Raw genomic sequence first — 10,514 nt, 5'->3', positions numbered from 1 at the left:
GACAGTCTGTCAATGATTGATGGGATTGTCAGAAAACATTGTCGCCGCAAGAATGGTCGTGGGTGGTCCAAGAGCCACTACGAAACAATCAGGAGACCAATGCATGACGTCTGAAGCGACCGGGTCCGTCGTTCAACTGCGCGAGCAGCAAGGGGTGTTGGTGGTCAGCATCCACAACCCGCCCGTCAACGCGCTAGGCGCGGCCGTGCGCCAAGGGCTGCTGGCGGCCATGGAGCACGCCGACGCGCAGGCCAGCGTGAAGGCGGTGCTGATCGTGGGCGAAGGCAAGGCCTTCATCGCCGGGGCCGACATCCGCGAATTCGGCAAGCCGGCCGTCCCGCCGTCGCTGCCCGAGGTGTGCCACCGGATCGAATCGTGCGCCAAGCCCGTCGTCGCTGCCATCCACGGCGCAGCGCTGGGTGGCGGGCTGGAAGTGGCGCTGGCGGCCCACTACCGCCTGGCCTTGCCCGCCGCCCAACTGGGCTTGCCCGAGGTGAACCTGGGCCTGCTGCCCGGCGCCGGCGGCACGCAGCGCGCGCCGCGCCTGATGGGTGTGAAGCCCGCGGCCGAACTGATGCTGAGCGGCAAGCCCCTGAATGCCAAGGCCGCGCGTGCGGCTGGCCTGGTCGACCGGCTGGCGGAAGGCACCGACCCCGTCGCCGCCGGCCTGGCGTATGTGCAGGAACTGCTGGCCACGCAGGCGCCGGTGCGCCGCACGCGCGACCTCACTATTTCCGACAAGGCCGCTGCGCTCGCCGATCTGGACGCGCTGGCCGCCGACACCGCCAAGAAGTCGCGCGGTCTGTTCTCGCCTTTGAAGATCGTCGAATGCGTGCGTGCGGCGGTCGAATTGCCTTTTGACGAAGGCATGGCGCGCGAGCGGGCGCTGTTCCTCGAATGCATCGCCAGCCCGCAGCGCGCCGGCCTCATCCACGCCTTCTTCGCCGAGCGCGAAGTGGCCAAGGTGCCCGAGGCGAAAGCCGCCGCGCCGCGCCCGGTGGCTGCCATCGCCGTCATCGGCGGCGGCACCATGGGCGCGGGCATCACCGTGTCGGCGCTGGATGCGGGCCTGCCGGTCACGATGATCGAGCAGGGCGACGCCTCGCTGGCGCGGGGCCGCGCGCATGTCGAAAAGGTCTACGACGGCCTGATCGCCAAGGGCCGCATGACGCCCGATGCCAAGGCCGCCGTGATGGCGCGCTATGCCGGCAGCACGCGCTACGAAGACGTCGCGCAGGCCGACCTGGTGATCGAAGCCGTGTTCGAAGACCTCGAAGTCAAAAAGGCCGTCTTCCGCGAGCTGGACCGCGTCTGCAAGCCCGGCGCCGTGCTGGCCACCAACACCTCGTACCTCGACATCGACGCCATTGCCGCCGCCACGCAGCGCCCGCAGGACGTGGTTGGTCTGCACTTTTTCAGTCCCGCCAACATCATGAAGCTGCTGGAGATCGTGGTGCCCGCCAAGGTCAGCGCCGACGTGGTCGCCACCGCCTTCGAGCTGGCCAAGAAGCTGAAGAAAGTGCCGGTGCGCGCCGGCGTGTGCGACGGCTTCATCGGCAACCGCATCCTGGCCGTCTACAAGCAGGCGGCCGATGCGTTGATGGAAGACGGCGCCTCGCCGTACGACATCGACGCGGCGGTGCGCGGCTTTGGCTACCCGATGGGGCCGTTTCAGGTGACCGACCTGGCGGGCGGCGACATCGGCTGGGCTACGCGAAAGCGCCGGGCCGCCACGCGCGACCCGAAGGCGCGCTATGTGGAGATTGCCGACCGCATCTGCGAGCGCGGCTGGTTCGGCCAGAAGACCGGGCGCGGCTTTTACCTGTACCCCGACGGCGCCCGCACGGGCCAGCCCGACCCGGAGGTGCTGGCCATCGCCCAAGCCGAGCGCGCGAAGAAAGGCATCACGCCGCGCAGCTTCACTCCCCAGGAAATCATGCGCCGCTACATGGCCGCGATGGTCAACGAAGGTGCCAAGGTGGTGGATGAAGGCATCGCGCTGCGGCCGCTGGATGTGGACGTGACGTTCCTGTCGGGCTACGGCTTTCCGCGCTTTCGCGGCGGGCCGATGCACTACGCCGACACGGTCGGCCTGCCGCAGATCCTGGCGGACATCCGCGAGTTCGCGCAGCAAGACCCGCTGTTCTGGCAACCCGCGCCGCTGCTGGAAAAGCTGGTCGCCGAGGGCAGGAACTTCGACAGCCTGAACCAGGCCGCTGCGGCATAACTGCTGAACGGTTTGCTGCAAAAATAGGAGCTGCTAGCGCTTGTATTTAAAGGGTTTCAGATGGTTTTATATCTGAAATGCTTATATATAAAGCGCTACCAGCTACTGAATCAATAGCAAAAACACACACAGAGACATAAGGACACACCATGCGCGAAGCCGTCATCGTTTCCACTGCCCGCACGCCGCTGGCCAAGTCGCACCGCGGCGAATTCAACGTCACGCCCGCCGCGCAGCTGGCGGCGTTTTCCGTGACGGCGGCGGTCGAACGCTCGGGCGTGGACCCGGCAATGTTCGAAGACCTGATCCTGGGCTGCGGCAACCCCGACGGCTTTCAGGGCCGCAACCTGGGCCGCCAGACCGTGCTGCGCGCGGGGCTGCCGCTGTCGGTGGCGGGCACCACGGTCACGCGCTATTGCGCCTCGGGACTGCAGTCCATCGCCATCGCGGCCGGGCGCATCGTGGCCGAGGGCGTGCCGGCCATGATCGCGGGCGGCGTGGAAAGCATCTCGGGCATTCGCCCCGGCAACAACCTGCCCACCGACATGGACCCGTGGCTGGTCGAGCACCAACCCGACCTGTTCATGGCCATGATCGACACGGCCGACATCGTGGCGCACCGCTACGGCATCTCGCGCGACGACCAGGACGCGTTTTCGCTGCAGAGCCAGCAGCGCACGGCCGCAGCGCAGGAGCGCGGCGTGTTCGACGACGAAATCATCGCCTGCGCCACCCGCATGGCCGAGAAGAACAAGGACACGGGCGAGGTCACCCTGCGCGACGTGATGGCCACGAAAGACAACTGCAACCGCCCATCGACCACGTTCGAGGCCTTGCGCAAGCTGGAACCCGTGAAGGGGCCGGGTCAGTTCGTCACGGCCGGCAACGCGTCGCAGCTGTCCGATGGATCTTCCGCCTGCGTGCTGATGGAAGCAAAGGAGGCCGAGCGCCTGGGCCTGGCGCCGCTGGGCGCCTTCCGCGGCCTGGCCGTGGCCGGCTGCGAGCCCGACGAGATGGGCATCGGCCCGGTGTTCGCCGTGCCGAAGCTGCTGGCGCGCCACGGCCTGGCCGTGGATGACATCGACCTGTGGGAGCTGAACGAAGCCTTCGCATCGCAGGCGCTGTATTGCCAGCGCCGGCTGGGCATTCCGAACGAGCGGCTCAACGTCAACGGCGGCGCGATCTCCATCGGCCACCCGTTCGGCATGACGGGCGCGCGCCTGGCCGGCCACATCCTGCTGGAAGGGCGGCGCCGCAAGGCGCAGGGCCAACGCGTGCGCTGGGGCGTGGTGACGATGTGCATTGCCGGCGGCATGGGCGCGGCCGGGCTGTTCGAGATTTACTGAAGAAAAAGACGACGGAACCCCAAGACATGGATCTGCAATTCACCCCCCAGGAACAGGCTTTCCGCGCTGAGGTACAGGCCTTCCTGAAAGAACAGCTGCCCGCCGACTTGGCGCACAAGGTCAAGGCCGGCCTGCGCATGGACAAGGCCGACCTGGAGCGCTGGCACGCCATCCTCAACGCGCGCGGCTGGCTGGCCAACCATTGGCCCGAGCAGTACGGCGGCCCGGGCTGGAGCGCCATCGAGAAGTTCATCTTCGAGAACGAATGCGCGCTGGCCGGCGCCCCGCGCATCGTGCCCTTCGGCGTGAACATGCTGGGGCCGGTGCTCATCAAGTACGGCAACGAGGCGCAGAAAAGCCATTGGCTGCCGCGCATCCTGAACGGCTCCGACTGGTGGTGCCAGGGCTATTCCGAGCCGGGCTCGGGCTCGGACCTGGCCTCGGTCAAGACCACCGCGGTCAGCCAAGGCGACCACTACATCGTCAACGGCCAGAAGACCTGGACCACGCTGGGCCAGCACGCCAACATGATCTTCTGCCTGGTGCGCACCAACCGCGAAGCCAAGGCGCAGGCGGGCATCAGCTTTCTGCTGGTGGACATGAACGCGCCCGGCGTGGAGGTGCGGCCCATCATCACGCTGGACGGCGAGCACGAAGTCAACGAGGTGTTCTTCACCGACGTGCGGGTGCCTGCCGAGAACCTGGTGGGCGAAGAGAACAAGGGCTGGACCTACGCCAAGTATTTGCTGACCTACGAACGCACCAACATCGCGGGCGTGGGCTTCTCGGTAGCCGCGCTGGAAAAGTTGAAGCAGGTGGCTGCCACGGTGCAGTGCAACGGCCAACCGCTGGCGCAAGACCCGCTCTTCGCCGCGCGGCTGGCCAAGGTGGAGATCGACCTGGAGAACATGAAGACCACGAACCTGCGCGTGATCGCCGCCGTGGCAGGCGGCGGCGTGCCGGGCGCGGAAAGCTCCATGCTGAAGATTCGCGGCACCGAGATTCGCCAGGAGATTTTGTCGCTCACCCGCCGTGCGATGGGTCCGTATGCGCTGCCTTTTGAGGAAGAGGCGCTGCATGCAGGCCACGAGGACGAGGCCATCGGGCCGGACGGCGCAGCGGCCGCAGCGGCCCACTATTTCAACTACCGCAAGCTGTCGATCTTCGGCGGCTCCAACGAAATCCAGAAAAACATCATCTCCAAGATGATCTTGGGCTTGTGATTCCATGAATTTTGAACACACCGAAGACCGCCGCATGCTGGCGGACACGCTGAACCGCTTCATCACGGAGCAGGTCGGCACCGAGCACCGCAACCGCGTTGCCTACGGCCCTGAGGGTTTCAGCCCCGACCTGTACCGCCAATTCGCCGAGCTGGGCACCATCGGCGCGCTGTTTCCCGAGGCCGACGGCGGCTTCGGCGGCGCCGGCTTCGACGTGAGCGTGGTGTTCGAGAGCCTGGGCCGTGGCCTGGTGGCCGAGCCGCTGCTGGGCGCGCTGATGGTCGGCCGCGCGGTCAGCGCCGCCGGCAGCGCCGCGCAGAAAGACGCCGTTCTTGCGCCGCTGATGGCGGGCGAGGCAGTGGCCGCGTTGGCGCATGACGAGCCGGGCAGCCACTACGAGCTGCACCGCGTGACCACCACGGCGCGCCGCTCAGGACATGCTGCGGGTGACGGCTGGGTGATCGACGGAGCCAAGGGCGTGGTGCTGTTCGGCGATGCCGCCGACTGGCTGCTGGTGTCGGCCCGCACGGGCGGCGGCACGTTCGATGCGGATGGCATCTCGCTCTTTCTCGTGCCCGGCAACGCGGCAGGCCTGACACGCCAGGGCCGTGGCCGCATCGACGGTGGCCGCGTGGCCGAACTCGCTTTCAATGGGGTGGTGGTGGGAGCCGGCGCGCTGTTGGGCACTGAAGGCGAGGGCGCTGCGCTGCTGGAGCGGGCGGTGGGCTGGGGCCTGCTGGCGCTGTGCGCCGAAGCCGTGGGCGCGATGGACGTGGCCAAGCAGTACACGCTCGAATACCTGCAGACGCGTAAGCAGTTCGGCGTGCCCATCGGCAGCTTTCAGGCGCTGCAGCACCGCATGGCCGACCTGCTGCTGGAGGTGGAGCAGGCCCGCTCGGCCGTCATCAATGCCGCAGCGGCCATCGACGGCGCAGACCGCATTGCGCGCGAGAAGGCGCTGTCGGCCGCCAAATACAGCATCGGACGCATCGGCACCCTGGTGGCCGAAGAGAGTATTCAGATGCACGGCGGCATCGGCATGACATGGGAATTGCCGCTGGCGCACTATGCCAAGCGGCTGGTCATGATCGACCACCAGCTGGGCGACGAAGACCACCACCTGGCGCGCTACATGGCGCTCGGCCGCGTGCAATAAGACAAGAAAAAGGACACCGCCATGACGGAGACAACCCAGCCCCTGCTGCAGCGCCGTGAAGGCGCCGTGCTGGTGCTGAGCAACAACAACACGGCTGCGCGCAACGCCTTGTCGCCCGCGTTCTATGCCGCGCTCACGGCCGCTCTGTCGGCGGCACAGGTCGACCCGACGGTGGGTGCCATCGTGCTCACCGGCGAGGGCGGTCACTTCTGCGCGGGTGGCGATCTGCGCCAGCTGGCCCTGCGGCGCGACCTGCCGGTCGAGGAGCGCCGCGCCAAGCTGGAAGGCCTGCACGATCTCATCCGCGCGGTGCAGGGCAGCGACAAGCCGGTGATCGCCGCCGTGGAAGGCGCGGCCGCGGGCGCGGGCCTGTCGCTGGCGCTGGCCTGCGACATGCTGGTGGCGGCGCGCAATGCGGTGTTCTCGGTGGCTTACGTGAAGGTGGGCCTCACGCCCGATGGCGGCGCCACGGCCTTCCTGGCCGAGTTCGTGTCGCGCCAGGTGCTGACCGAGCTGTGCCTGACCGGCGAGCGCATCTCGGGCGAGCGCCTGCACGCGCTGGGCGCCGTCAACCGCCTGGCCGAGCCGGGCGAGGCGCTGGCGGGTGCCGTGGCACTGGCCGCCAGCGTGGCGGGCGGGCCGCAGCAAGCCATGGCGCGTATCAAGGCGCTGTGCCTTGCGGCACCTCAGGCCTCGCTGGAAGCGCAGCTGGAAAGCGAAGCGCTCAGCATGGTGCAGTCGCAGGCCACGGAAGAGTCGCGCGAGGGCATTGGCGCTTTTCTGGAAAAGCGCGTGCCCGACTACACGCGCCTGCGCGGATCTGCGGCCTGATACCCCCTTACCAAGAGAGCACTGCCATGAACGATTCTTCCTCCGCTACCGCGTCGCAGGGTACCGACTTTCCGCTCGAAGGAGTGCGCGTGCTCGACCTGTCGCGCGTCTTCGCCGGCCCGCTGTGCGGCCAGGTGCTGGCCGACTTCGGCGCCGAGGTCGTCAAGGTGGAACACCCCGGCCGGGGCGATGACACGCGCGACTGGGGCATGCGCATCGGCAAGACCGAGACCACCTACTACAACAGCATGAACCGCAACAAGCGGTCGGTCACGCTCGATCTGCAAAGCGCCGAGGGCGCCAAGATCGTGCACGACCTGCTGCCGCAGTTCGACGTGGTGATTCACAACTTCAAGACCGGGGGCGCCGAGAAGCTGGGCCTGGGCTACGAGCAGCTTAAGGTGCTGAAGCCCGGCCTCATCTACTGCGCCGTGGCGGGCTACGACACCAGCGGCCCCGAGGCCAAGCGCCCCGGCTACGACCTGGTGATTCAGGGTGAGACAGGCTTGATGGCGCTCAACGGCGAGGCCTCGCAGCCGCCGCTGAAGTTCGGCGTGGCCGTGGTCGACCTGATGACCGGCATGTACGCCGCGCAGGCCGTGCTGGCGGCGCTCTTCCAGCGCGAACGCACGGGCCGGGGCCGGTTGATCGAGATGGCGCTGTACGACTGCGGCCTGATGGTCACCGGCTACTACGGGCTGGACGCCATGCAGCTGGGGCATGACCCGCAGCGCTACGGCAACGCGCACCCGTCCATCGTGCCCTACGGCATGTTCGACGCGGCCGACGGCCCGCTCATCATCGCCGTGGGCAACAACGCGCAGTTCGACAAGTTCTGCCGCCAGGTGATCGAGCGGCCCGACATCGTCGAAGACCCGCGCTTTGCCACCAATGTCGAGCGCGCCAAGAACCGCCTGGTGATCGGTCCGATGCTGACCGAGCTGATCCGTGCGTTGCCACGCGATGTGCTGCTCGAGCGCATGACCGCCTGCGGCATCCCGTGCGGCAAGGTGGCCGGCCTGCATGAGGCGCTGACCAGCGAGCGCACGCGCCGTGGCGGCCTGCTGCAAGACATGCCGCACCCCGTGGTGGGCACCACGCCGGTGTTCGCGCCGCCCTATCGCATTGACGGCCAGCGCCTGCCCATTCGCCATGCGCCGCCCACGCTGGGCGAGGGCACGCGCGAGGTGCTGCAGCGGCTTTTGCAGATGAGCGACGAGCAACTGCAGCAGCTGCAGCAGCGCGGCGTGCTCACGTTGCCGGAGGCGCCGCCAGCCCCTTAGTTTTTCGCAGCCTGCCTTGGATGCTGTACGCCGCACAGACGGCGCACCGAGGCGGGCTTTCTTCCGTGAGAGAACCCCCAGGAGACAACACCATGACAGGTTCCCGATTCAATCGCCGCGCTGTTCTGCACGGCTTGGCCGCGCTCGGCGGCGGCAGTTGGCTGGGCACGGCCTCGGCGCAAACAGGCAAGCCCGCGTGGCCGACCAAGCCGATCCGGCTGATCGTGCCGTTCAATGCTGGTGGCGCCACCGACATCATTGCCCGCACCGTAGGCGAGGCCCTGTCGCAGCGCATGGGCCAGCCGGTGCTGGTGGACAACCGCGGCGGCGCGGCCGGCATTCTGGGCACCGACGCGGTGGCCAAGGCCGCGCCGGACGGGCACACGCTGCTGCTCTCGCTCAGCACGTCGATGCTGATCAACCAGTTTCTTTACACCCAGCTGCCCTACAACCCGCAGAAGGACCTGACGCTGATCACGCAGATCGCTGCTGCGCCCGTCACGCTGGTGGTGCACCCGTCGGTGCCGGCGAACAACATGGCCGAGCTGCTGGCCTATGCCAAGGCGAACCGTGGCAAGCTTTCGTACGGCTCCTGGGGCGTGGGCTCCTATGCGCATCTGGGCGGGGCCTACATGAGCCGAACCCAGGACGCTGACATGGCCCACGTCGCCTACAAGGGCGAGGCGCCGATGATCCAGGACCTGATCGGCGGCCAGCTGCAGCTGTGCTTTTCCAGCGCGCAGAACACCAAGCCCTTCATCGATTCTGGCCGCCTCAAAGCCATCGGCGTGACCGGCAAGCAGCGCATGGACATCCTGCCCAAGGTGCCCACCATCCACGAACAGGGTTTGACCGACGATGCCTATTCCATCTTCGGCTGGGTGGCGATGGGCGGGCCGGCCGGGCTGCCCAAGGAGGTGATGGACACGCTCGCGCTGCACCTGCGCGAAGTCGCCAAAGACCCGAAGGTGCTTGAGCGCATTGCTGGCGCCGGCTTCATGCCGCTGATGAACAGCCCCGACGCCTTCCGCGCGAACTACCAGCGAGACATGCCGGTGTGGAAGGCGCTGGTCGAATCGGCCGGCGCCAAGCTGGACTGACCTGCACGCCTGCGCCTCATGCGCCGGCGCAGGCTGGTGACCACCGGGCAGCGGCGGCCGCCTTGGCCTGTCGAACGCGAGAAGGAACGTTTTTCATCGCCCGATTTCTTGTTGCTTATTGATTGTTTCTCGATTGCCCCTCAAAAACGGAGACCTCGTTCCATGCCTCGTTCCCACCTCCCCGCCCAAGTTGCTCCCACCACCCGCCGCATGCTGCTGGCCCTGGCCGCCGCGCCGCTGCTCATCGGCAGTGCCGGCGCACAGACGGCCGCACCAGCACCCGCCTGGCCCTCGAAGCTGATCAAGCTGGTGGTGCCTTTTCCGGCGGGGGGGCCGACCGACACTGCATCGCGCATCGTCGGACAGAAACTGGGCGACCGGCTCAAGCAGCCCGTGGTGGTGGAGAACCGTCCAGGGGCTTCGGGCTCCATCGCTGCGGCGCAGGTGGCCAAGGCTGATCCGGACGGCTACACGCTGCTCATGCTGGCCACACCGACGCTGCTCGCCCCGCATCTGTACAGGAAGGCGGGTTATGAGACGACCAAGGACTTCACCCCTGTGGCCACGGTGTACGACCTGCCGATCGTGGTGGTCGTGAACCCGTCGCTGCTGCCCGACGTGAAAGATCTGCGCCAGTTGATCGCTAACGCCAAGACGCAAAAACCCACCCTGAACTACACCAGCTCGGGCACCGGCAGCTTCGGCCATCTCAGCATGGAACTGCTCAAGCAGATGGGCGGCTTCGACATGCAGCACGTGCCTTACAAGGGCGGCGTGCCGGCCATCACCGACACCATCGGCGGGCAGGTGCCGATCATGTACGCCGACCTGGTGGCTGCGCTGCCGCACATCCAGGCGGGCAAGCTGCGTGCCATCGCCGTCGGCTCCCCTCAGCGCGTGGCCATGCTGCCCGATGTGACCACCATCGCCGAGCAGGGATTCAAGGGCTATGACGCCGTGTCGTGGGGCGGTTTGCTGGCGCCGCGCGGCACGCCCAAGGCCGTCGTGGACAAGCTGGCGGGCGAGGTGCAGCAGATCCTGGCCGAGAAAGAGACGCAGGAAAAGCTGCTCAACGCCGGCGCCATCGCGAACTTTCAGAACCCTGTGGACATGGAGCGCCGCATTCAGCAGGACTACGCGAAATGGGGCCAGGTGATCCGCGACAAGGGCATCACCACGGAGTGAGCAGACCCGCCCCATCCTTCTTTTTTCACATTCTCTCCATCAAGGACATCCCATGAAAATCCTGGTCCCGGTCAAGCGCGTGGTGGACTACAACGTGAAAGTCCGAGTGAAGTCGGACGGCACGGGCGTAGACATCGCCAACGTCAAGATGAGCATGAACCCG

The 10,514-nt window shown here is 67.1% G+C and carries 8 protein-coding genes and 1 pseudogene; all 9 read left to right on the top strand.

From position 1 onward, the window contains the following. The first annotated feature begins 103 nt into the window (after positions 1-103). Positions 104-2,227: a 3-hydroxyacyl-CoA dehydrogenase NAD-binding domain-containing protein gene (locus tag RQI28_RS19600; protein WP_311224340.1), complete on the top strand. Its 2,124-nt coding sequence runs from the start codon at positions 104-106 to the stop codon at positions 2,225-2,227. 149 nt (positions 2,228-2,376) lie between these two features. Continuing rightward, positions 2,377-3,573: an acetyl-CoA C-acyltransferase gene (locus tag RQI28_RS19595; RefSeq protein ID WP_311224341.1), complete on the top strand. Its 1,197-nt coding sequence runs from the start codon at positions 2,377-2,379 to the stop codon at positions 3,571-3,573. A gap of 26 nt (positions 3,574-3,599) precedes the next feature. Then, the gene (locus RQI28_RS19590; protein WP_311224342.1) at positions 3,600-4,796 is read left to right on the top strand and encodes an acyl-CoA dehydrogenase family protein; all 1,197 of its coding nucleotides are present in this window, start codon (positions 3,600-3,602) and stop codon (positions 4,794-4,796) included. 4 nt (positions 4,797-4,800) lie between these two features. Next, positions 4,801-5,952 carry an acyl-CoA dehydrogenase family protein gene (locus RQI28_RS19585; RefSeq protein ID WP_311224343.1) on the top strand — a complete coding sequence of 384 codons (1,152 nt, stop codon included), beginning with the start codon at positions 4,801-4,803 and terminating at the stop codon, positions 5,950-5,952. A 21-nt stretch (positions 5,953-5,973) separates the two neighbouring features. Continuing rightward, a complete protein-coding gene (locus RQI28_RS19580) occupies positions 5,974-6,783 on the top strand; it encodes an oxepin-CoA hydrolase, alternative type (RefSeq protein WP_311224344.1) in 810 nt (269 codons plus the stop codon). A gap of 26 nt (positions 6,784-6,809) precedes the next feature. Beyond that, on the top strand, positions 6,810-8,066 hold the full coding sequence (locus RQI28_RS19575; RefSeq protein WP_311224345.1) for a CoA transferase: 1,257 nt from the start codon (positions 6,810-6,812) through the stop codon (positions 8,064-8,066). 92 nt (positions 8,067-8,158) lie between these two features. Next, a complete protein-coding gene (locus RQI28_RS19570; RefSeq protein WP_311224346.1) occupies positions 8,159-9,166 on the top strand; it encodes a tripartite tricarboxylate transporter substrate binding protein in 1,008 nt (335 codons plus the stop codon). Between the two features lie 162 nt (positions 9,167-9,328). Continuing rightward, positions 9,329-10,351, top strand: a complete 1,023-nt coding sequence (locus tag RQI28_RS19565; protein ID WP_311224347.1) for a tripartite tricarboxylate transporter substrate binding protein — start codon at positions 9,329-9,331, stop codon at positions 10,349-10,351. 52 nt (positions 10,352-10,403) lie between these two features. Next, positions 10,404-10,514, top strand: a pseudogene (locus tag RQI28_RS19560) (electron transfer flavoprotein subunit beta/FixA family protein); the annotation flags it as partial.

It is taken from the genome of Acidovorax sp. WCS2018Noco2-16, from assembly GCF_031843945.1.
In the GTDB taxonomy this organism is placed as follows: Bacteria; Pseudomonadota; Gammaproteobacteria; order Burkholderiales; family Burkholderiaceae_C; genus Paracidovorax.
Note: the sequence above shows the minus strand (reverse complement) of the source record. Positions and strands in the feature narration are given on the sequence as shown.

What these genes read in the sequence shown, in the direction of transcription:
- RQI28_RS19565 (WP_311224347.1), top strand. Translation starts at nt 9,329, where the DNA reads ATGCCTCGTTCCCACCTCCCCGCCCAAGTTGCTCCCACCACCCGCCGC.
- RQI28_RS19575 (WP_311224345.1), top strand. Translation starts at nt 6,810, where the DNA reads ATGAACGATTCTTCCTCCGCTACCGCGTCGCAGGGTACCGACTTTCCG.
- RQI28_RS19600 (WP_311224340.1), top strand. Translation starts at nt 104, where the DNA reads ATGACGTCTGAAGCGACCGGGTCCGTCGTTCAACTGCGCGAGCAGCAA.
- RQI28_RS19585 (WP_311224343.1), top strand. Translation starts at nt 4,801, where the DNA reads ATGAATTTTGAACACACCGAAGACCGCCGCATGCTGGCGGACACGCTG.
- RQI28_RS19580 (WP_311224344.1), top strand. Translation starts at nt 5,974, where the DNA reads ATGACGGAGACAACCCAGCCCCTGCTGCAGCGCCGTGAAGGCGCCGTG.
- RQI28_RS19590 (WP_311224342.1), top strand. Translation starts at nt 3,600, where the DNA reads ATGGATCTGCAATTCACCCCCCAGGAACAGGCTTTCCGCGCTGAGGTA.
- RQI28_RS19570 (WP_311224346.1), top strand. Translation starts at nt 8,159, where the DNA reads ATGACAGGTTCCCGATTCAATCGCCGCGCTGTTCTGCACGGCTTGGCC.
- RQI28_RS19595 (WP_311224341.1), top strand. Translation starts at nt 2,377, where the DNA reads ATGCGCGAAGCCGTCATCGTTTCCACTGCCCGCACGCCGCTGGCCAAG.